This window comes from Neobacillus sp. plas4 (genome assembly GCF_057221695.1).
The window spans coordinates 5,895,366-5,917,885 of sequence record NZ_CM170152.1 but is presented as its reverse complement, the minus strand read 5'-3'; the positions used below and the strand labels follow the sequence as shown (position 1 = coordinate 5,917,885).

General features: G+C 44.1%; 23 protein-coding genes and 1 pseudogene. All 24 read left to right on the top strand.

The features are described from left to right. The first annotated feature begins 207 nt into the window (after positions 1-207). The gene (locus AC2TFD_RS29450) at positions 208-414 is read left to right on the top strand and encodes a hypothetical protein (RefSeq protein ID WP_335508929.1); all 207 of its coding nucleotides are present in this window, start codon (positions 208-210) and stop codon (positions 412-414) included. A 20-nt stretch (positions 415-434) separates the two neighbouring features. Beyond that, positions 435-608, top strand: a pseudogene (locus AC2TFD_RS29445) (nuclease-related domain-containing protein); the annotation flags it as partial. Between the two features lie 48 nt (positions 609-656). Beyond that, positions 657-1,217 carry a hypothetical protein gene (locus AC2TFD_RS29440; protein ID WP_484676394.1) on the top strand — a complete coding sequence of 187 codons (561 nt, stop codon included), beginning with the start codon at positions 657-659 and terminating at the stop codon, positions 1,215-1,217. Then, entirely contained in the window at positions 1,214-3,400 is a 2,187-nt protein-coding gene (locus AC2TFD_RS29435; protein WP_484674643.1) for a S8 family serine peptidase, read from the top strand. The genes AC2TFD_RS29440 and AC2TFD_RS29435 overlap by 4 nt, the downstream gene beginning before the upstream one ends. Before the next feature lie 346 nt (positions 3,401-3,746). Then, complete coding sequence (locus tag AC2TFD_RS29430; RefSeq protein WP_335508960.1) at positions 3,747-3,968, top strand: AtpZ/AtpI family protein; 222 nt, start codon at positions 3,747-3,749, stop codon at positions 3,966-3,968. 7 nt (positions 3,969-3,975) lie between these two features. Next, positions 3,976-4,350: an ATP synthase subunit I gene (locus tag AC2TFD_RS29425; RefSeq protein ID WP_335508932.1), complete on the top strand. Its 375-nt coding sequence runs from the start codon at positions 3,976-3,978 to the stop codon at positions 4,348-4,350. 23 nt (positions 4,351-4,373) lie between these two features. Then, positions 4,374-5,084 (top strand): F0F1 ATP synthase subunit A, encoded by a 711-nt coding sequence (gene atpB / locus AC2TFD_RS29420; RefSeq protein ID WP_335508934.1) that lies wholly within the window; start codon positions 4,374-4,376, stop codon positions 5,082-5,084. 74 nt (positions 5,085-5,158) lie between these two features. Then, complete coding sequence (gene atpE / locus AC2TFD_RS29415; RefSeq protein WP_335508936.1) at positions 5,159-5,371, top strand: F0F1 ATP synthase subunit C; 213 nt, start codon at positions 5,159-5,161, stop codon at positions 5,369-5,371. Positions 5,372-5,535: 164 nt separating this feature from the next. Beyond that, a complete protein-coding gene (locus AC2TFD_RS29410; protein WP_335508939.1) occupies positions 5,536-6,060 on the top strand; it encodes a F0F1 ATP synthase subunit B in 525 nt (174 codons plus the stop codon). After that, positions 6,057-6,593 (top strand): F0F1 ATP synthase subunit delta, encoded by a 537-nt coding sequence (locus AC2TFD_RS29405; RefSeq protein WP_335508940.1) that lies wholly within the window; start codon positions 6,057-6,059, stop codon positions 6,591-6,593. The genes AC2TFD_RS29410 and AC2TFD_RS29405 overlap by 4 nt, the downstream gene beginning before the upstream one ends. Before the next feature lie 24 nt (positions 6,594-6,617). Then, positions 6,618-8,126 (top strand): F0F1 ATP synthase subunit alpha, encoded by a 1,509-nt coding sequence (atpA, locus tag AC2TFD_RS29400; protein WP_335508942.1) that lies wholly within the window; start codon positions 6,618-6,620, stop codon positions 8,124-8,126. Between the two features lie 133 nt (positions 8,127-8,259). Further along, positions 8,260-9,117 carry an ATP synthase F1 subunit gamma gene (gene atpG / locus AC2TFD_RS29395; RefSeq protein ID WP_484674642.1) on the top strand — a complete coding sequence of 286 codons (858 nt, stop codon included), beginning with the start codon at positions 8,260-8,262 and terminating at the stop codon, positions 9,115-9,117. Positions 9,118-9,443: 326 nt separating this feature from the next. Next, positions 9,444-10,865: a F0F1 ATP synthase subunit beta gene (atpD, locus tag AC2TFD_RS29390; protein WP_335569553.1), complete on the top strand. Its 1,422-nt coding sequence runs from the start codon at positions 9,444-9,446 to the stop codon at positions 10,863-10,865. Between the two features lie 21 nt (positions 10,866-10,886). After that, the gene (locus AC2TFD_RS29385; protein WP_335569552.1) at positions 10,887-11,297 is read left to right on the top strand and encodes a F0F1 ATP synthase subunit epsilon; all 411 of its coding nucleotides are present in this window, start codon (positions 10,887-10,889) and stop codon (positions 11,295-11,297) included. A 1,775-nt stretch (positions 11,298-13,072) separates the two neighbouring features. Further along, positions 13,073-13,447 (top strand): NADH-quinone oxidoreductase subunit A, encoded by a 375-nt coding sequence (locus AC2TFD_RS29380; RefSeq protein WP_063254613.1) that lies wholly within the window; start codon positions 13,073-13,075, stop codon positions 13,445-13,447. Beyond that, positions 13,438-13,950: a NuoB/complex I 20 kDa subunit family protein gene (locus AC2TFD_RS29375; RefSeq protein WP_335520234.1), complete on the top strand. Its 513-nt coding sequence runs from the start codon at positions 13,438-13,440 to the stop codon at positions 13,948-13,950. Before AC2TFD_RS29380 ends, AC2TFD_RS29375 begins: the two co-directional genes overlap by 10 nt. A 3-nt stretch (positions 13,951-13,953) precedes the next feature. After that, on the top strand, positions 13,954-15,441 hold the full coding sequence (locus AC2TFD_RS29370) for an NADH-quinone oxidoreductase subunit C (RefSeq protein ID WP_335569551.1): 1,488 nt from the start codon (positions 13,954-13,956) through the stop codon (positions 15,439-15,441). Positions 15,442-15,444: 3 nt separating this feature from the next. Beyond that, positions 15,445-16,545 carry an NADH-quinone oxidoreductase subunit D gene (locus tag AC2TFD_RS29365; RefSeq protein ID WP_335510925.1) on the top strand — a complete coding sequence of 367 codons (1,101 nt, stop codon included), beginning with the start codon at positions 15,445-15,447 and terminating at the stop codon, positions 16,543-16,545. Then, the gene (gene nuoH / locus AC2TFD_RS29360) at positions 16,545-17,552 is read left to right on the top strand and encodes an NADH-quinone oxidoreductase subunit NuoH (RefSeq protein WP_335569550.1); all 1,008 of its coding nucleotides are present in this window, start codon (positions 16,545-16,547) and stop codon (positions 17,550-17,552) included. The genes AC2TFD_RS29365 and nuoH overlap by 1 nt, the downstream gene beginning before the upstream one ends. A gap of 110 nt (positions 17,553-17,662) precedes the next feature. Then, complete coding sequence (nuoI, locus tag AC2TFD_RS29355; RefSeq protein ID WP_063255622.1) at positions 17,663-18,082, top strand: NADH-quinone oxidoreductase subunit NuoI; 420 nt, start codon at positions 17,663-17,665, stop codon at positions 18,080-18,082. After that, the gene (locus AC2TFD_RS29350; RefSeq protein ID WP_335569549.1) at positions 18,079-18,597 is read left to right on the top strand and encodes an NADH-quinone oxidoreductase subunit J; all 519 of its coding nucleotides are present in this window, start codon (positions 18,079-18,081) and stop codon (positions 18,595-18,597) included. Before nuoI ends, AC2TFD_RS29350 begins: the two co-directional genes overlap by 4 nt. Then, the gene (gene nuoK, locus AC2TFD_RS29345; RefSeq protein WP_335569548.1) at positions 18,594-18,908 is read left to right on the top strand and encodes an NADH-quinone oxidoreductase subunit NuoK; all 315 of its coding nucleotides are present in this window, start codon (positions 18,594-18,596) and stop codon (positions 18,906-18,908) included. The genes AC2TFD_RS29350 and nuoK overlap by 4 nt, the downstream gene beginning before the upstream one ends. 236 nt (positions 18,909-19,144) lie before the next feature. Then, a complete protein-coding gene (gene nuoL, locus AC2TFD_RS29340; protein ID WP_335510915.1) occupies positions 19,145-21,007 on the top strand; it encodes an NADH-quinone oxidoreductase subunit L in 1,863 nt (620 codons plus the stop codon). After that, positions 21,008-22,516, top strand: a complete 1,509-nt coding sequence (locus AC2TFD_RS29335) for an NADH-quinone oxidoreductase subunit M (RefSeq protein WP_484674641.1) — start codon at positions 21,008-21,010, stop codon at positions 22,514-22,516. It begins immediately after the preceding gene. The last annotated feature ends 4 nt before the right edge of the window (positions 22,517-22,520 follow it).

The window sequence follows — 22,520 nt, the reverse complement described above, 5'->3', positions numbered from 1 at the left end:
GTCCAAAAGACACAGAAATTTCGCCAAAACCATCAGGTAATTGTCCAAAACCACCAGAAATTTATCCAAAACACTCAAAAAAATGTCCAAACACATTTTCCCCCCGAGAGCCCACTAAAAGTTCACCGTATCTCCTTATTATGTTCGCAGGGAAATGACCAAAAAAATTGAATTAACCTCTTATTATGAAAAAGAGGTGATGTTTAGTTGATTATGTTGGAGTTAAAGCTGCCAGTTCAGGCGGAACAATGTATCGCATTACTAAAAAGAATGCCAAAAAGACACCCAATGATGTCTACTGTTGAAAAAGATTTAAAAGCGTGGCTGAAGGGATATTATGGGGAACAGGCAGCAGGTTATTACCTTTCGTTTTTACTGAAGATGATTATTATATCTATCATGGATTGCGATTGAAGGATAAAAACTGGTTCCAGATGGATGTGTTACTGGTATCTGCTAAGTTTATCCTAATAATCGAAGTGAAAAATATCTCAGGTAAATTGAAGTTTAATAAGGGATCGGACCTGATGACGAGGGAACTCAATGACCTAGAAGAAGGCATGGATAATCCAATACAGCAGGTGAAAAGGCATCATCTCCAATTTAATAATTGGTTGAAGGGTCACCAATTCAAAGGGATTCCGGTGGGGCATCTAGTGGTAATTAGTAAAACGTCTACAATTATTGAAACATCCCCTGACAACCTACAAATTTTTCGAAAATTAATTTATGCGGAATCATTGCTTGATAAGATCAGAGAATTAGAAGAAAAATATGAAAAACACCGATTACCTAAAAAGAATCTTGCCCACCTGTCAGATACCCTCTTAAATGAACACACTATCCTCATTACAGACATTCTCCAAAAATACAATCTCTCTCAAGATGAATTGAAACCTAGCGCACTGTGTATAACTTGCAAAAAAACGATGGAATTCATATCAGCAAGCTGGCGGTGTTCTGATTGTCAGACCATTTCTAAAACAGCGCATATCTCAGCGATAAGTGATTATTTCCTCCTTTACAATCAGACAATCACAAGGAAACAATTGGCTGAGTATCTAGAGATTACCTCCACTCAAGCAAAATATCTTCTGGAATGCCTTAACCTCCCCTCCACCGGCACAAAACGCAGTACCAAATACTTTCTACCAAAAAACTGCATACTTTCCCCTCATAAAGAAAACGATATGAAAAAAGGGGAATTTTTTACATGAAAAAATGGACACTTCTATTGGTAATGATTTTCTCCCTCCAAACAACTACATCCGCGAGGTCGCTTGAGACACCTCCGATTCCAAAACAAAGGATTGCCATTGTGGTGCTTAAAAACCAGCAATCCCCTCAGGATATTCAACAAATGATTAAACCCTATAAGGACATTCATTTGCGCCGCGTTTTTCAAGAAGCGATATATGGCTTTTCGGTAGAAGGAAACCCAGCGTCGATTGAGAAACTCGGGCAGAACAGCAAAGAAATCATTAGCGTTTCACCGATAAACGAATATAAGGTCCAAACCGAGGAAAGTGTCAAAATTATTGGCGGCGACGAGATTCGAGGCCTTTTTGATAAACAAAATCGCCGTTTGACGGGGAAAGGTGTAACCGTTGGCGTCATCGATACCGGTGTGGATTACACCCATCCGGATTTGAGACGGAATTTTGCGGGCGGGCATGATCTAGTTGATAATGACACCGATCCGATGGAAACCAAAATCATCGGAAGAGCTACAGTCCATGGCACCCATGTGGCAGGAATTATTGCGGCGAATGGAAAATTAAAAGGAGTAGCTCCGGAAGCAAAAATTCTCGCGTACCGTGCCCTCGGACCTGGCGGCGGCGGAACAACGGAGAATGTGCTGGCCGCCATCGAACAGGCGATGAAAGATAAAGTCGATATTATGAATCTCTCGCTGGGTAATGACATCAACGGTCCCGACCTGCCGATCAGCTTGGCACTGAATAGAGCGGTAGAGAAAGGGATTGTCGCGATTGCCGCTTCGGGAAATTCAGGTCCGAATGTCTGGAGTGTCGGTTCCCCAGGAACAGCCTCAAAAGCCATCTCGGTTGGGGCTTCAACTCCAACGATTGAAATCCCTTACTTATTAATAGAAGGAATCCGGGATAAAATGCGGATCCAGCCGCTGGAGGGGTCGAGTAGTTGGAAGCTTGATCGTTCCCTGTCCATTGTGGAAGCTGGTATCGGAACAAAAGAAGAATTAAAGAATGTTATGGGGAAAATTGCTTTGATTAAAAGAGGAAAGATTACTTTTTCTGAAAAAGCGAAAAATGCCCGCGAGGCTGGAGCCAAGGGTGTCATCATTTACAATAATTTAAGCGGGAGCTTTATGGGGAATCTGGAAGCGCCGATGGATATCCCGGTGGGGTCCATAACAAAGAAAGAGGGGGAGCTATTAAAAAGTAAAACCGATTCATTGGCAGGTATTTCTGTCAGCCAGGAAAGGGATTTGCTTGCAGACTTCTCGTCAAGAGGACCGGTGACCGACACCTGGGAGGTAAAGCCGGATATTGTGGCACCCGGTGTGGCCATTAACTCGACGATTCCAGGAGGATATATGTCTTTACAGGGGACCAGCATGGCAGCGCCGCATGTGGCAGGGGCCTGCGCTCTAATTAAACAAGCGCACCCAGAGTGGACACCTGAACAAATTAAGGCTGCACTGATGAATACGGCCAAACCATTATTGAAAAATGGCAAGCTTTATCGGACATATGAACAGGGGGCAGGAAGAATTCAAGTCACAGAGGCAGTGAAAGCAACATCCCTGGTCACCCCAAGTTCGCTCCGATTTGGTAAATATGAAAGTGAAGGCGATATTCATAAAGCTTTTTTGAATGTGGAAAATCTCAGTGATAAGCCGGTGCGTTACACATTTGATATCCCGAAGAATAAAGATGGCTTAAAATGGCGTTTCCCCATGGCGTTCACAGTTGAGGCAGGCGGGAAGCGCGATGTTAAAATTGAATTAGAAGTAGATCCAGCGCAATTAAAAGGAAAAATTCATGATGGGTATCTGACGATTCATGCGGGGGCCAATTCGATTCAAATACCTTATATCTATGTGCTGGAAGAGCCGAACTACCCAAGGGTAATGGGATTTGACTTTAAGGATGGCGACCAAGAAGGAACCTACCAATACGAGGTCTACCTTCCCGGCGGAGCAGAGGAGTTTGGAATTGCCCTATTCAATCCGGATGATTTCCGATTTGTTGGCTTTTTAGCTACCAACCAAAATGTAAAAAAAGGATTAATTAACGGTCTCATAACAGCTGATGCTCTTCCACCTGATGGTGTCTACCTGGCTAAAGTCTTCGCGAAAAAGGCGGGGAAGGAAGACTTTATTGAAACAATGATTGTGATTGGGGAAGTGGTTCGATAATAAGTGGCGAGTAAAAAAATGGTGGTGCACAGTAAAAGGAAAAATGCACCACCGTTTATCATTTTGTTCACAAAATGGTCACAATTTCAGCGGAAAAGTTAGGGTGGTATACACTACAATAATAGTGTTAACTTAAACTTCCAATTGGAAGAAATTACGCAGTATAGATTGTGGATATTTTCACGTAAATTCATTGACATTGCAGAATTGCTATTGTATGCTAACAAAGGGTATAAAATGAGAGGGTTTTCAGATGAATCGACAGAATCCTCAGAATTTCTACCTGTTTTTCTTTGTACATACTACCTCGAACTTTGTATTCTCATATAGCGGGGATGCGATACTTATGAGTAAGGAAAACCGCAATCCATTTAAAGCCTATGCCTTAATGTCCACCATTCTGGCGTCCTTAGTTGGATCGATTTTAATCGGTCTTTTTGCGGGCCGATGGCTGGATAAACAGTGGGGTACAGAGCCAATTTTCTTAATAGTTGGATTGTTTATCGGTTTAGCAACTGGTATTTACACAATGCTCGTTACAATCCGCAAGTTCAACTCGGGAGATTAAAACAACCATGCAGGAATTTCAAACAATGTTTATCCGACAGCGAAAGTGGATGTTTTTTTTATTGTCTTTTTATGTGCTTGGTTGGGGGTTCACTGCGCATCAATCAATCTTTCTTGGATTGATTCTTGGGACAAGTTTGAGCCTCTTTAATTTGTGGTTGATGGCGAGAAAAATCGACAAAGCCGGACAAGCAGCAGCTGAAGGAAGACAACTTCGTTCACTTGGATCTTTTTCACGAATGGCAACCGGTGCTTTAGCGATTGTCATCACAATGAGGTACCCTGAGCAATTCCATCTCATTAGTGTGGTTATAGGATTAATGACATCCTACATTGTCATTATGATAGATTTTTTTAGTCACAATTACTTTTTACATAAATAGTGGGGGAAGCGAGGTGAATACTGTTGCATCATGAAGCTCCAATAGTTACGTTTCTTGGACTCCAATTTAATCTAGCAAACGTTTTGATGATTACGATAGCAAGTGCCATTGTCTTTTTGATTGCCATCCTATCTACTCGTAATCTGGCCATGAAACCAACCGGAATCCAAAACTTCATGGAATGGGTCATGGACTTTGTTAAAAACATCATTAACAGTACGATGGATTGGAAAGATGGCGGACGGTTCCATGTACTCGGAATCACCATCATCATGTATATCTTTGTATCCAATATGCTGGGACTGCCATTCTCGGTAGTTGTGGACGGAGTACTTTGGTGGAAATCACCAACAGCAGATCCGGCTGTTACCTTGACGTTAGCCACATTGATAGTGGGATTATCGCACTTCTATGGTGTCAAAATGAGAGGTGCAGGAGCATATGGAAGGGAATTCTTTAAACCATTCTGGTTCATGTTCCCAATAAAAATTATTGAAGAGTTTGCAAATACTCTGACTCTAGGTCTCCGTCTTTACGGAAACATTTATGCGGGGGAAATTTTATTAGGTTTACTCGCGGCTGGTTTAGCAACCGGTGTGGGCGGAACAATCGCCGCTGCACTACCAACGCTCGTGTGGCTTGGCTTCTCAGTCTTTGTCGGCGCCATCCAATCATTTATTTTCTGTATGTTAACAATGGTGTACTTAGCTCACAAAGTGAGCAGCGACCATTAAGATAAACCGTTCTTAATTATAAGAACAAAAATATATGTATTTATTTTTTCATACACTAAAGGAGGAAATTTTCAATGGGTTTAATAGCAGCAGCAATCGCAATTGGTTTAGCAGCACTAGGTGCAGGTATTGGTAACGGTCTTATCGTATCAAAAACAGTAGAAGGTATGGCTCGTCAACCAGAATTACGCGGTACACTTCAAACTACAATGTTCATCGGGGTTGCGTTAGTTGAGGCGATTCCTATCATCGCGGTTGTTATCGCGTTCATGGTTCAAGGTCAATAATCGAACGCGCTTAGTAGCGTTTATGAAGATGGCGAAGATCATTCGTGAGAACCTTCGCCATTCGTTTATGTTCAATACTGGGCATTAACGATTGATTTCGACAATTATTTCGACTGATATAGAGGTTGGTTTAAGGGAAAGACCTTGAAAGGAGTGAATCGCGGGTGTTAACAAATAGTTTTGTATTAGGTGCAGCAGCCCATACTGGTGTGAACTGGGGAGATATAGTTTTCCAGCTTGTGATGTTCATCATCTTAATGGCATTGCTGAAAAAATTCGCTTGGGGTCCTTTAATGGGCATCATGAAACAGCGTGAAGATCATGTAGCGGGTGAAATTTCAGCTGCAGAGCAAAGCCGCACAGAAGCTAAAAAGCTATTAGAAGAGCAGCGCTCTCTATTAAAAGAAGCTCGTTCCGAAGCGCAAGTTTTAATTGAAAATGCGAAAAAGCAAGGCGATATTCAGCGTGAAGAAATCATTGCAGTCGCTCGTACTGAAGCGGACCGCATGAAAGAATCTGCTAAGCTTGAAATCGAGCAGCAGAAAGAAAAGGCAGTTGCCGCTATTCGTGAACAAGTTGCTTCCTTGTCTGTATTAATTGCTTCTAAAGTTATTGAAAAAGAATTGAATGCAGCAGACCAAGATAAACTCATTAACGAATATATTCAAGAGGCAGGAGATCAGCGATGAGCAACTCCATGGTAGCAAAACGCTATGCGTTGGCTCTTTTTCAAATCGCTAAAGAACAGCAGCTTCTTGGAGTAATAGAAGAAGAACTTCGTGTAGTGAAAGAAGTATTTGTATACAATAGCGATTTAAAAGCAGTTTTAAAGTCTACAAAGCTTTCAATGGATAAGAAAAAAGAGATTTTATCAGCCGCTTTTACAACCGTTAATCCATATGTACTGAATACACTATTGCTCTTGATTGATCGCCATCGTGAAGATGAGGTCATCGAAGTAGCGAACCAATTCTTTGAATTAGCGAATGAAGAGTCAGGAATTGCCGATGCTGATGTCTACAGCACGCGTGAGCTTACCGAAGCAGAACGCGAAGCAATCTCTGCAACGTTTGCTGCAAAGATTGGAAAGAAATCATTAAGAATTGAAAATATCGTGGATTCCGAATTGCTCGGCGGCATTAAGCTCCGAATCGGAAACCGTATATACGACGGGTCTTTGCGCGGAAAGCTAGACCGTTTAGAACGCAAATTATTAAGCTAAGATTCGTAGATAGGGGTGAAACTCATGAGCATCAAAGCTGAAGAAATTAGTGCCCTGATAAAACAGCAAATTGAAAACTATCAGGCTGAAATTCAAGTGAGTGATGTCGGTACAGTTATCTCCGTTGGTGACGGTATCGCACGTGTTCATGGCCTCGACAATGTCATGGCTGGAGAACTTGTTGAATTTTCAAACGGCGTTATGGGTATGGCTCAAAACCTTGAGGCAAATAACGTTGGTATTATCATTCTTGGACCTTTCACTGAAATTAAAGAAGGTGACGAGGTTCGTCGTACAGGACGCATCATGGAGGTTCCAGTAGGTGAGGAACTAATTGGTCGTGTTGTTAACTCTTTAGGACAACCAGTTGATGGTATGGGTCCGATCAATACTACAAAAACTCGCCCTGTTGAAGCAGTAGCTTCAGGCGTTATGGCTCGTAAATCCGTTCATGAGCCATTACAAACAGGTATTAAAGCGATTGACGCGCTTGTTCCAATCGGACGCGGTCAACGTGAGTTAATTATCGGAGACCGTCAAACAGGTAAAACATCTGTTGCAATTGATACAATCTTGAACCAAAAAGGTCAAGACATGATTTGTATCTACGTTGCTATCGGTCAAAAAGAATCAACCGTACGTGGTGCCGTTGAATCATTACGTAGATATGGAGCATTAGATTACACAATTGTTGTAACGGCTTCTGCTTCACAACCAGCTCCATTGTTATTCTTAGCTCCTTATGCGGGCGTTGCAATGGCTGAAGAATTTATGTATAACGGTAAGCACGTATTAATCGTATATGATGATTTATCCAAACAAGCGGCTGCATACCGTGAGCTTTCCCTATTACTTCGCCGTCCTCCAGGTCGTGAAGCATATCCAGGGGATGTATTCTACTTGCACTCCCGTTTATTAGAGCGTGCAGCGAAGTTGAACGACACATTAGGTGCAGGTTCAATCACAGCATTGCCATTTATCGAAACACAAGCAGGTGACGTTTCTGCTTATATCCCAACAAATGTTATTTCCATCACAGATGGACAAATTTTCTTACAATCTGACTTATTCTTCTCCGGAGTACGTCCAGCGATCAACGCAGGTCTTTCCGTTTCTCGTGTAGGAGGATCCGCGCAAATCAAGGCGATGAAGAAGGTAGCAGGTACATTACGTCTTGACCTTGCTTCTTACCGTGAATTAGAAGCATTTGCTCAATTCGGTTCTGACCTTGATAAAGCAACACAAGCGAAGCTTAACCGCGGTGCCCGCACCGTTGAAGTTCTAAAACAAGATCTTCACAAGCCGCTTTCTGTAGAAAAGCAAGTTGCAATCCTTTATGCATTAACACGCGGTTTCCTTGATGATATTCCATTAACGGATATCCGTCGTTTTGAATCTGAACTCCTTAATTGGTTAGACCACAACCGCAAAGACTTGTTAGACCATATTGTGAAGACGAAAGATCTTCCTTCTGATGACGATATGGCTGCTGCAATCAACGCCTTCAAAAAGACGTTCGCAGTTTCCGAATAAGTAGGGTCTGACAATATTTGATGGCGAAGGTGGTTGGGAAAAGGGAAACAGGCACTACAAAAGCGTGCCTGTCACCCTTTTCCCACCATTGTAGCCCCGAACAACATTCTTTGTAAGAGGGTGGTGAGAACCTATGGCATCATTACGCGATATAAAAAATAGTATTAATTCTACAAAAAAGATGAGTCAGATTACCAAAGCAATGGAGATGACTTCTGCAGCTAAATGGAATCGTGGAGTAGCGAATGCAAAAGCATTTGTTCCTTACATGGAAAAAATCCAGGAAGTTACCGCAGCTGTCGCAATGGGAAGCAATGGAGTCAATCATCCAATGCTGCAATCTCGTCCTGTTAAGAAAACGGGATATATTGTTATGACATCTGACCGTGGTCTTGCTGGCGCTTATAACAGTAATGTTATCCGTCGTGTATTCCAAACAATCCAATCACGTCACAAGTCGAAAGATGAGTATGCGATTATTGCAATCGGTCGTGTGGCCCGTGACTTTTTTGTTAAACGCGGAATCAATGTCACTCTTGATATTGTTGGTGTATCCGATCAGCCAAGCTTCGAAAGCGTTAAAGACATTACCAGTAGTACTGTAGGTATGTTCTCCGATGGAACCTTCGATGAACTTTACGTATATTACACTCATTATAAAAGTGCAATTACTCAAGAAGTAATCGAGAAAAAGCTGCTTCCACTAACGGATATCTCGGCTTCTACAAAACTTACATCGTATGAATTTGAGCCATCTGCAGAAGAAATTTTAGAAGTTCTCCTGCCTCAATATGCTGAGAGCTTAATTTATGGTGCTCTATTAGACAGTAAAGCGAGTGAGCATGCTGCTCGGATGACTGCGATGAGAAATGCTACTGATAATGCGAAAGAAATGATCAAAAATTATTCATTAATATACAATCGTGCCCGTCAAGCAGCGATTACACAAGAAATTGCGGAAATCGTCGGCGGTGCGGCGGCACTAGAATAGAACGAAAAGCGGAAGTGCCTTGACCAGGGGCGACAGGCATAAGACGAGCCGGCGAGAAGGTTGCTCTTTAACCTTCTTGACGGATTGGCTTATGACCCCGAGCCCCTAGGCGCTGGAGCTAGACAATAATTTTTGTCGGGGGAACACCCTTTCAAAAACCAACTTTTTTAAAAATGAACCCCACTTGGGGGCCTTATTAAGTCTTGCTGGGCGGGAATGAGTTCATCGTTCCCGACTACATTTCAGGACTATGACTAGTAAAGTGTGATTCACTAGATCCCTTTTTAAAAGGGATTTTGTGAAAAAGTAAGATAGGAGGGAAAATGATGAACAAAGGACGCGTTCTTCAGATTTTGGGTCCGGTTATTGACGTTAAGTTTGAAAACGGCCAATTACCTGAGATTTATAACGCTTTGCGAATTGAATACAAAGCGCAAAGTCAAACTGAAGTTGATATCAACTTAACCCTTGAAGTAGCCCTTCATTTAGGTGATGATACGGTTCGTACAATTGCAATGGCTTCCACTGATGGTGTAATGCGTGGAATGGACGTTCTTGATACAGGGGCTCCGATTTCTGTACCGGTTGGTAACGTAACTCTTGGCCGTGTATTTAACGTATTAGGTGAAGCAATTGACCTTAAAGAAGAAATTCCAGCGAGTGAACGCCGAGATTCGATTCACCGTGAAGCACCAACTTTTGAAAATCTTTCTACTGAGGTAGAAATTCTTGAAACGGGTATTAAAGTAGTAGACTTGCTTGCACCTTACATTAAGGGTGGTAAGATTGGTCTGTTCGGTGGTGCCGGTGTAGGTAAAACGGTTTTAATCCAGGAATTGATCAATAACATCGCACAAGAGCACAGCGGTATTTCTGTATTCGCTGGTGTTGGTGAGCGTACACGTGAAGGTAATGACCTTTATCATGAAATGACGGATTCAGGCGTTATCAAGCAAACAGCGATGGTATTCGGACAAATGAACGAGCCGCCAGGAGCACGTATGCGAGTTGCCTTGACTGGTTTGACGATGGCTGAATATTTCCGTGATGAGCAAGGACAAGACGTATTGTTATTCATCGATAACATTTTCCGTTTTACGCAAGCAGGTTCGGAAGTATCGGCGCTATTAGGCCGTATGCCTTCTGCGGTAGGTTACCAGCCAACTCTTGCTACTGAAATGGGTAAATTAGAAGAACGGATTACATCTACTAAAACAGGTTCTGTTACTTCAATCCAAGCGATTTACGTACCAGCCGATGACTATACGGATCCGGCTCCGGCTACTACTTTCGCTCACTTAGATGCAACGACTAACCTTGAGCGTAAGCTATCTGAAATGGGTATCTACCCTGCGGTGGATCCACTTGCTTCTACTTCTCGTGCATTGTCACCTGAAATCGTTGGGGAAGAACATTACAATGTAGCGCGCCAAGTACAATCAACTTTACAACGTTACCGTGAATTACAGGATATCATTGCGATCCTTGGTATGGATGAACTTTCTGATGATGATAAGTTAGTGGTACTTCGTGCACGTCGTGTCCAAAACTTCTTATCACAAAACTTCCACGTTGCTGAACAGTTTACTGGTCAGCCAGGATCTTATGTTCCAGTAAAAGATACGGTTCGTGGGTTCAAAGAGGTCCTTGAAGGTAAGTATGACCACCTTCCAGAAGACGCATTCCGCTTAGTTGGACGTATTGAAGACGCAGTGGAAAATGCAAAACGCATGGGTGTAGAGGCCTAAAGCCTGTCAGGAGGGTAAAAAATGAAGACGATAAAAGTCAGTGTTGTTACTCCCGATGGCCCGGTGTATGAGTCAGATGTGGAAATGGTTGTTACGAAGGCTCAAAGTGGTGAATTAGGTATTTTACCTGGACATATCCCAATGGTTGCTCCTTTGGCAATTGGCGTTGTGCGTCTCAAGAAGTCTGGAGCTAAACAAGACGATCTTGTTGCTGTCACTGGCGGTATTCTTGAGGTTCGTCCTGAAAAGGTAACGATTCTTGCTCAAGCCGCTGAAAAAGCAGAGGATATCGACGTGGAACGTGCACATAGAGCGAAAGAACGTGCCGAGCAGCGTATGAAAGATCAGAAGACGGAACACATCGATTTCCGTCGTGCCGAGCTTGCCCTGCAACGTGCCATCAACCGTTTATCGGTTACAGGAAAACAATAATAGTTATGATACAAACCCCTGCTGGTCTTTGGACTGGCGGGGGTTTTTTGTGTTTGGATTTGGTAGTAGTTGGAGTTTGGGCTATGGTCAACGGAGGAGGAGAAATGGTAGGTAGGAGGTTGGACGGCAAGTATTTGCTGGATTGAATGGATGGTAAGGGTTGAATTATGGATTTCAGAGGAAGAAAATGACGATGGCCAGTCTGACGACTGGCTTTTTCGGTGTTTGGTAGGGTGTGTGAATTTGTTAGGCAGGTAAACAAGGGGTTTAGGCAGGTGAAAGAAGGTTAGAGGCGGGTAAGAGGTTGAATTAGGCAGGTGGAGGGGGAGAAATGGCAGGTAGGAGGTTGGGCCGCTAGTTTTATAGCTGGTTTGAATGGATGGTGTGGGGGAACTTATGGATTTCAGAGGAAGAAGATGACGATGGCCAGTCTTACGACTGGCTTTTTCGTTGTTTGGTAGGGTGTGTGAATTTGTTAGGCAGGTAAACAATGGGTTTAGGCAGGTGAAAGAGGGTTAGAGGTAGGTAAGAGGTTGAATTAGGCAGGTAGAGGGGGAGAAATGGCAGGTAGGGGGTTTGGCTGCTAGTTTTATAGCTGGTTTGAATGGATGGTGAGGGGGATATTATGGATTTCAGAGGAAGAAAATGACGATGGCCAGTCTTACGACTGGCTTTTTCGGTGTTTGAAAGGTGTGGGAATTTGTTAGGCAGGTAAACAATGGGTCTATGCAGGTGAAAGAAGGTTGGAGGCAGATAAGAGGTTGAATTAGGCAGGTAGAGGAGGAGAAATGGCAGGGAGGAGGTTGGGCCGCTAGTTTTATAGCTGGTTTGAATGGATGGTGTGGGGAAATTATGGATTTCAGAGGAGGAAGATGACGATGGCCAGTCTTACGACTGGCTTTTTCGGTGTTTGTAAGGTGTGGGAATTTGTTAGGCAGGTAAACAATGGGTTTATGCAGGTGAAAAAAGGTAAGAGGCAGGTATGAGGTTGAATTAGGCAGGTGGAGGGAGTGAAATGGCGGGTAGGAGGTTGGGCGGCAAGTATCAAAGCTGATTTGAATGGAAGGTGAGGGAATTCGAAAGGGCAAGTGGGAAGAATATGACGATGGCCAGTCTTTCGACTGGCTTTTATAGGAAGTTAGTAGGATGTTCATTATATTTATTCCATTTTAATAGAAAGTTTTGAATGATTTGGGTAATCTTGAATATGATGGTGGTACAAGTAGATGTTTGTAAATTGATGTTTTGTAGGCTTGGTTACTAGTTAGTGTATTTTTTATGACAATTCTCACTGACATTTCCATTTTTTTGTTGTTAAATGTCGATATGGAGGGAAATCCCGGCTCTTGCGGGCCTATTACTAGGCACGTCATCTTCCGCTACGCTTCAGATCACGTGCACCTATGTACAGGGGTATCAATTCGCTTTTGCGTCATCTCTGAAGTGATTCCTGGGAGCCCTTTCTGCGAGATCACGCAACGCTCAGGGGGTGGGGCCTTTGTGTCTCAAAACCAGTTTTGTGGTAAAATTGAAAATTCTATTGCCATGTACTAACGCACATTGCGCTTCCGCTTTCGCGTCCGCTTGCAAAACTCCCCATGCCAAGACGTTTTTGTGAGCGAGCTCCCAAACGTTTGGCATGGGAAGTTTTGCGGCAATAGAATTTTCAATTTTTATTAAGGTGGTGTTGTCGACACAAGTTTGTAACAATGCTATAATGTTATCGGTTACAAGTTTCATTGTTAAGAAAATTTACAACATTGGAGGGGATGGACATGGAACTTTTGAATTTATATCAGAATAATTATCTGATTGTTTTCGTGTTCTTATGTCTAGGGGTGCTGCTGCCGTTGGTGGCTTTATTTTTAGGTAAATTTTTACGTCCTCATAAGCCGAGTGTCGAAAAATATACCACATATGAAAGCGGTATTGATCCATTTCACGATTCTCGTGTACAATTCAATGTCCGCTATTATATTTTTGCCCTTATGTTTGTTATTTTTGATGTAGAGACTGTATTTTTATATCCGTGGGCGGTTGCCTATGATAAGCTTGGAGTTTTTGCGTTAATTGAGATGTTGATTTTTGTCGTTATGCTATTAATAGGCTTAATCTACGCCTGGAAGAAGAAGGTGCTACGATGGACTTAAAACTAGATGACCTGACGCCACAGGAAATGAAAGAGTTAGAACGAAATGTATTTTTCGCGACGCTGGAGCAAATAAAGGCTTGGGCACGAAGTAATTCGTTGTGGCCAATGACTTTTGGTCTGGCTTGTTGTGCGATTGAGATGATGGGTACGGGTGGAGCCAACTATGACCTTGACCGGTTTGGGACCATTTTTCGAACATCACCAAGACAATCGGATTGTATGATTGTTTCTGGTACCGTTACCAAGAAGATGGCACCGATTGTACGCCGTTTGTATGATCAAATGCCAGAACCGAAATGGGTGATTGCGATGGGATCTTGCGCTACTGCGGGTGGTCCATATGTGAAATCATATTCGGTTGTAAAGGGTGTCGACCAGATTGTCCCTGTTGATGTTTATATTCCTGGGTGCCCGCCGAACCCGGCCGCATTAATTTATGGAATTAATAAATTAAAGGAAAAGATTCGCTATGAGGCGAAGACTGGGAAGAAGGTGATCTAACCGATGAGCGGGGAAAAGGATCTCGATCAATTAAAAAGGGAAGCGGCTGAGAAGGCGAAAGCGGCAGCATTAGCGAAGCGTCAAGCGAAGGCAGCCGGTACGGAATCACAGCAGGACAAACCTTCTGAACAAGGTTTAAGTCAGGAAGTGAAGCCAGCAGAACCAACTTCAACTCAGCCAGCGGGTACGCCTGCAGGAGCGGAGGATGGCGCAGACCTTGCAAAGAAAAAGGCAGCGGCAGCAGCGAAGGCAAAGGCGGCTGCACTGGCTAAGAAGAAGCGTGAAGGTATAGAGGAGGAAGCTGCACCATCTGATCCGGTTCAAGCAGAAGAGGCCCCTGCAGCGGAGGATGGCGCAGACCTTGCAAAGAAAAAGGCAGCGGCAGCAGCGAAGGCAAAGGCGGCTGCACTGGCTAAGAAGAAGCGCGAAGGTATAGAGGAGGAAGTTGTATCGTCTGATTCGGCTCAAGCAGAAGAGGCCCCTGCAGCGGAGGATGGCGACGACCTTGCCAAAAAGAAGGCAGCGGCGGTAGCGAAAGCAAAAGCGGCAGCAGCAGCAAAGCGAAAAGCGATGGAGTTAGCTGCGGGAAATGCACCAGCTGAAGAGACGTCAACACCAGATGCTGAAGCAGGAGCAGGGAATGACAGTGATGACCTCGCGAAGAAAAAGGCAGCGGCGGTGGCAAAAGCGAAGGCGGCGGCAGCGGCGAAGCGCAAGGCCATGGAGCTAGCCGGTGGAGAAGCATCAGTTGAAGAACCTGCTGGAGATGACGCAAAGGCAAAAGCGGCAGCGGCGGCCAAAGCCAAAGCAGCGGCGGCAGCGAAAGCAAAGGCAGCAGCAGCGGCAAAAGCGAAAGCAGCTGGAGGAGACGGAGCTGGCGCGAGTGACGATGAAAAAGCCAAAGCCAAAGCAGCAGCAGTAGCGAAAGCAAAGGCAGCAGCGGCAGCCAAGGCAAAAGCAGCTGGAAAAGGCGGCGACACAGCAGCAGCTGAAACTGCACCTGCGGAACCATCACCAAACCAGCATTTCTTAGATAAGTACAGGAAGGTTATTGAAGAAAACCTTGGATCTGATGTTTTAGAAGATTCTTATATTAATAAATTATCGAAGGACGTTCCAACACTTGTTGCGAAGAAAGATACATATTTCAAGGTAGCACAATTTTTAAAATACAATGAGCTCCTTGGATTCGATTATCTATCTGAGCTTCATGGAACAGATTTTGTAACACATATGGAAGTGTATGTGCACTTATTCTCATACAAAAATCGCCAATCAGTGGCATTAAAAGTGAAGATAGACCGCGATGAACCAACAATCGAGTCCTTGCAGCCAATTTGGGCAGGAGCGGACTGGCCTGAGTGCGAAACTTATGATTTACTAGGTATTAAGTTTACCGGACATCCAAATTTACATCGGATTATGCTTGGAGAAGATTGGGTTGGCTATCCACTGCGTAAAGATTATGAACCGTATGATGTGGAGGTGTAACCAATGATTAGAACTGAAGAAATGCTGCTTAACGTCGGTCCTCAGCATCCTAGTACACACGGAGTATTCCGGCTGGTTGTCAAGATCGATGGCGAAATCATCACGGAAGCAACACCGGTCATCGGCTATTTACACCGCGGAACGGAAAAATTGGCAGAGAGCCTGCAATATACACAAATCATCCCGTACACTGACCGGATGGACTATTTGTCCGCGATGACAAACAACTATGTCATCTGTCATGCTGTCGAAACGATGATGGGCATTCAAGTGCCGGAACGGGCCGACTTCCTCCGGGTAATGGCAATGGAATTAGGGCGTATCGCCAGCCACCTTGTTGCCTGGGGTACGTATATCCTTGACCTTGGTGCCACAAGTCCGTTCATCTATGCGTTCCGTGACCGTGAAATGATTATCAATATGCTAAACGAATTATCAGGTGCTCGTTTGACCTTCAACTATATGCGTGTCGGCGGGGTAAAGTGGGACGCTCCGGAAGGCTGGGTCGACAGTGTTAAGGAATTTGTTCCTTATTTACGCGAACAGCTGAAAGGTTACCACAACCTCGTATCTGGAAATGAAATCTTTTTAGACCGGGTAAAAGGGGTTGGCGTTTATTCAAAAGAAGACGCCATTAACTATTCACTCAGCGGTCCGAACCTTCGCAGTACCGGCGTGAAATGGGACCTCCGCAAAGATGAGCCGTACTCCATTTACGACCGTTTTGACTTTAATGTCGTGACACGTGACGAAGGGGATTGCTTGGCACGTTACCATGTCCGCCTAGAAGAGATTGAAGAATCCCTGAAAATCCTTGAGCAGGCCTGTGAACAGTTCCCTGCAGAAGGCGAAATTATGGCAAAGGTGCCAAAAATCATTAAAGCACCAAAAGGGGAAGCATTTGTTAGAATTGAATCTCCACGTGGAGAGATTGGCTGCTATATCTCAAGTGACGGTAAAAAAGAGCCGTACCGCTTGAAGTTTAGAAGACCTTCATTTTATAATCTGCAGATTCTCCCGAAATTATTAGTAGGCGAAAACATTGCAAACTTGATTGCGATTTTAGGGGCAGTTGACATTGTCCTCGGGGAGGTGGACGGCTAATGGTAGAAGAGTTGCTCCAGTCAAGTCCAGGCTTGATGAACTTTGGTATCTTCTTTTTACTCGCAGTTGTCTTACTATTGGTAGTCTTAGGTTTCGTAACATATGCGATATTAGCAGAACGTAAGGTTTTAGGATACATGCAGGCCCGTCACGGCCCTAACCAGCTCGGCGGTAAGTGGGGATTATTGCAAACCGTAGCCGACGTTCTGAAACTCTTAATAAAGGAAGACATTATTCCAAAGGCAGCCGACAGGCCGTTATTTATCATCGCGCCAATCATTGCCTTCACACCGGCCTTCATGGTGCTCGCGACCATTCCGTTTACGGACAAATTCCAATTCGCGGATATCGGGGTTGGCCTGCTCTATTATATTGCTGTTTCCGGAATGACCGTATTTGGTATGGTACTCGGCGGCTGGGCGTCCAACAATAAATATGCGCTCCTAGGAGGAATGCGTGCGGGTGCACAAATGATCTCCTATGAAATACCGCTCGTTATGTCCGTGCTGGGAGTTATCCTATTAACCGGAAGCTTGAACTTGTCAGATATCGTTGCACAACAGGGAGAAACAGCTTGGTTCATTCTCTTGCAGCCAGTAGCGTTCATCGTGTTTTTCATCGCATCCATTGCGGAATTAAACCGGACGCCATTTGACCTGCCAGAATCAGAGAATGAATTGGTTGCCGGATACTTTGTTGAGTACTCTGGATTCCGTTGGGCATTCTTTATGCTTACAGAATATGTTTATATGTTTGCGATGTCATCCTTAATTACTGTCATATTCTTAGGCGGATGGCTGCCACCATTTGAATTCTTAGGATTTATCCCTGGAGCAGTATGGTTCGCACTTAAATTTTGTACTGTTGTCTTTGTTTACATGTGGTTACGGGCAACACTTCCACGTTTCCGAATCGACCGATTAATGGAATTCGCTTGGAAGGTACTATTCCCAGTTGCACTGGCAAACATCTTCTTAACAGCATTAATCAAAACATTATTTTTTTAAGGCTTCTTGAAAAAAGAACCTAGTGGGGCAATCGCGATAAGCACAGTCCTTAAAAGGGTTTATCATACGAATGTAGTTTGTATTTTTAAAATGAAAAAGGGGTGAAAAACGTGCTTGGATTTACAAAAGGCTTGAAATATACCCTAAAACAGCTGACGAAAGAAAAGGTAACCTATAATTATCCAGATGAGCCGCTTCCGCTTCCGGACCGTTTCCGTGGAATTCAAAAGTTCTATCCGGAAAAGTGTATCGTGTGTAATCAGTGCATGAACATTTGCCCGACGGAATGTATTAATCTAACGGGGAAAAAACATCCGGATCCAACGAAAAAGGGGAAAATCATCGATACCTACGATATCAATTTCGAGATTTGTATCCTTTGTGATTTGTGTACAGAGGTTTGTCCAACGGAAGCGATTGTCATGACCAATAACTTTGAGTTAGCGTCATACAGCCGTGATATGTTATTTAAAAACCTTGAATGGTTAGATGAGAACGACGAAAACGTACGGCAGGTGAATAAACCATGACACTTTCAGGCGAGTTTATCGCATTTATGGGCCTCGCCCTTGTCGCTATCATTGGCGGCGTCCTGTTATTGAACCTTACCAAAGTCGTGCATATGGTAGTTGCCCTCATCTTCACATTCGTTGCCATTGCCGGGATTTACGTGGTACTGTCAGCAGAATTTGTTGCTGCGGTGCAAGTATTGATTTATTCCGGTGCAATTACCATTATCATGCTGTTTGGGATTATGTTAACGAAGCATGATGATAATGAGGAAACAACCACAGGCAAATGGAGAAAGGTGTTTATTTTTCTAGGCGTAGTGGGCTTTGCGGCAGCAGTATACATTGGGATTTATGATTTCAATGTCGTACAGGTTCCAACAGACCTCCATGTCGACAATACAATGAAAATTGGGGAAGCCCTGTATTCTAAATGGGTGATTCCGTTTGAAGCAACATCGGTTTTACTATTAGTGGCACTTGTCGGATCGATTGTTCTGGCAAAGAAAGAAGAGAAGGAGGGTGACAAGGAATGAGTTCAGTTCCTGCTTCAGCCTTCCTGGCACTCGCACTGATTTTATTCTGTATCGGATTGTACGGGGCACTGACAAAGAGAAACACTGTTATCGTCCTCATCTCAATCGAACTTATGCTGAATGCCGTCAACATTAACCTGGTAACCTTCAGCAAATACGGAGTGGCACCATCCATTACCGGACAAATCTTCGCGTTGTTCATGATCAGCGTAGCCGCTGCAGAAGCAGCAGTAGGTCTGGCAATCTTAATTGCCCTGTACCGCAACCGCAAAACCGTCAACATCGACGAAATGGATACAATGAAAAATTAATTTGTAGTGGATATATTTTTTTTAGTAATGCGGTGCCTGTCACCGCAAAAAGACACTGTCCATTCCAGGTGGACAAATTGGTAATTAATGGTGTGTGCCTTTGTTGGTCAGTTAGTGTCCGCCTCAGGTGGACAGTGTCCACGCCGGTGAATTTTATTGAAAAAATTCACCCTGGGTGACAGGCACCATATTTGGGCACCATAGTTGCACCATTTTTAAAAAAGGGGATTGTGATGATGATGGAAAATGCATGGATCATACCGCTTTTCCCGCTATTATCGTTTTTGATTCTTCTTCTATTTGGTAAGCGTCTCCGGGATGCGAGTGCGTATGTGGGTATTCTCGCAACGCTGGCCGCGCTTGTGTATTCGTTGTTGGTGTTGTTCGAGCGTTTTACGCAACCAACGTTTAAAACTTCAACGGAGTGGCTCAGGATAGGAGATATTTCTTTAACAGCGGGCTTTGAAGTGAATCAATTGAATGCATTAATGCTTGTGATTGTCTCGCTCGTCAGCTTCCTTGTTCATACATATTCAAAGGGATATATGCATGGGGATGAGCGGTTTCCAGTATTCTATGCCTATTTAGGACTATTTACATTTGCAATGCTTGGCTTGGTCATCTCGCCAAACCTGCTGCAAACGTACATTTTCTGGGAGCTTGTCGGAGTCGGTTCCTTCCTCTTAATCGGATTCTATTTCAACAAAGAAGAAGCGAAGGCTGCGGCAAAAAAAGCGTTCATTATGACTCGTATCGGGGACGTTGGTCTCTTGATCGGGATGATTTTATTATTTTGGGAAACAAAAAGCTTTGAATACAGTGAAATTTTCCGTGCTGTTGAGGCCGGTGCTGTATCAACGACGATGATTACCTTAACAGCGATCTTAATCTTTATCGGAGCTGTTGGTAAATCAGGTCAGTTCCCGCTTCACACCTGGTTACCGGACGCAATGGAAGGTCCGACACCTGTTTCTGCGTTAATCCACGCGGCAACAATGGTTGCAGCCGGTGTATACCTGGTTGCTGCACTATTCCCGCTGTTTGCAGCGAGTGAAACAGCACTGTTAACGATTGCCGTCATCGGTGCGTTTACGGCAATTTTTGCAGCCAGCATCGGTCTTGTTCAAACCGATATTAAACGCGTTCTAGCATACTCGACTGTCAGCCAGCTCGGCTACATGATGTTAGCATTAGGCTCTGCTGGATATGTTGCCGGTGTTTTCCACCTAATGACACATGCTTTCTTCAAAGCATTGCTGTTCTTAGCAGCCGGAAGTGTGATTCACGCCGTACACACACAGAATATCGAAGAAATGGGCGGACTTTGGAAAAAGCTAAAGTTTACCGCACCGCTATTCTTAATCGGAACACTTGCCATCAGCGGTGTACCATTATTCTCGGGGTTCTTCAGTAAAGATGAAATTTTAATCGCAGCCTGGGAAGGCGGACATCCAATTCTGTTCTTACTGGCGCTGGCGGCGGCATTTATGACCGCGTTTTATATGTTCCGCTTATTCTTCATGGTATTTACCGGAGAAGCGCGGAGCCCAATGAAAAATGTTCACGAATCACCATCGGTTATGACGTTCCCAATGATCGTTCTTGGCGTCCTCGCCATCATCGCTGGTTACGTGCAAACACCATTCAACCACAACCTGGGTGCATGGCTTGTGGATGGAAATGAAGCACTTGGACATAGCCATATCGCAGGTCCAATGTGGATTATGATTGCAGCAACGGTTGTATCCTTAGCAGGTATCTACCTTGCTTACCTGATTTACTATAAGCGTTCCATCGCACGCAACTGGCTTTCTGGCAGCGGCGATACGCTTCACAGCATTTTGCTGAACAAATATTACATTGACGAATTCTATCAAATGTCGGTAGTGGCCATCACAAAAGGAATCAGTTATTTCTTACGCTTTATTGATGTTTTCCTTGTCGAGGGAATCATGAAGGGCGTAGCAGGGATTGTTCAAGGCCTTGGAGCGGCTGGATCGAAGATGCAAAGCGGTCAAATCCAAACCTATGCAGCCGTTGCTTTTGTTGGTCTGGCATTACTAGCGGTCATCTTTGTGTTAACAGGGGGGTACTTATAAATGGATCTTTCTTTCGTTCTATCAATATTAGTATTCTCCCCGTTACTTGGAATCATCGTTTTGGCCCTGCTGCCGAAAACGCAGGAAAAACTGATTAAAATCGTTGGCTTCTTAGCCACACTGCCAGCACTGGGAATTGCCATGGGCTTATATCTCCACTATCTAGCAGGTAAAGCGTTAAGTGACTTTAATGTAGCAAAAGAATGGATTACCTTCGGCGGCCTGCAGGGGACTGAGGCTGGCTATTGGCAAGTAAACTATGAGCTTGGCGTCAGCGGCTTAACCATGCTGTTAGTCGTCCTGACAGCCGTAGTGGCAACACTTGCAGCGATTGCCTCCATTTATATTAAACACGAATGGAAAGGCTACTTCATGCTGTTCCTGTTGCTAGAAATCGGAATGCTCGGAGTATTCACCGCTGAAAACTTAGTTCTATTTTTCTTATTCTTTGAAATTACTTTAATCCCAACCTTCTTCCTAATCGGAAAATGGGGTTATTTTGAAAAAGAAAAAGCTGCTTACAGCTTCTTAATCTACAACGGTTTAGGCTCAGCTGTACTGTTAATCGTGATTATGATTCTGTTTGCAAAAACGGGAACAACCAATATCGAAATCTTGACACAAATTATGAACGATCCGAATATCCCGCTTTCGGGAGACTTAAAACTTGGTCTATTCATTGCGCTTCTGATTGCCTTTGGCGTAAAATTACCAATCTTCCCGTTACACAGCTGGATGCTTCGCGTTCACGTACAAGCACCGCCATCAGTTGTTATGATTCACTCTGGTATTCTATTGAAAATCGGTGCGTACGGATTAATTCGTTTTGGAATGGGAATTTTTCCGGAGCAGTTTGAAACCCTAGCGGTATTAATCGCCATCCTTGGGGTCGTAAACCTCCTCTACGGAGCGTTCCTGGCGTTCATTCAAACCGACTTTAAAATGGTTTTGGCCTACTCCTCGATTTCTCACATGGGAATCGTATTAATCGGGTTAGCTGCCATGAACGAGGCAGGCGTGCAGGGAGCAATTTTCCAAGTGGTTTCACACGGATTAATCTCAGCGCTGTTGTTCTTCCTAGTGGGTGCCTTCTATGAGCGCACCGATACTTCACTCATGGAGAACCTTGGCGGAATGGCAAAGGGAATGCCAATTGCCTCCGGCTTCTTGCTGGCAGGCGCGATGGCTTCGCTTGGATTGCCGGGATTGTCCGGATTCGTCAGTGAATTTATGGCATTCTTAGGATTATTCGAAGAAATGCCTTGGATCGCTGCGGTCGGCTGCATCGGGATTATCATGACTGCCGTCTATTTATTACGTGCCGTACTCGGCATTACCTATGGTCAATCACACCGAGAGTTTACAGGAATCGTTGATTTAAAGGGCGTTGAATTCGTACCGGTTCTAGTCCTGATTGGCTTAATACTCTTAATTGGAGTAGTACCAAGCGTTCTAAGCTCACCGCTTCAAGCCACACTTGAAACGATTATGCTAGGGTTAGGAGGGTGATGAA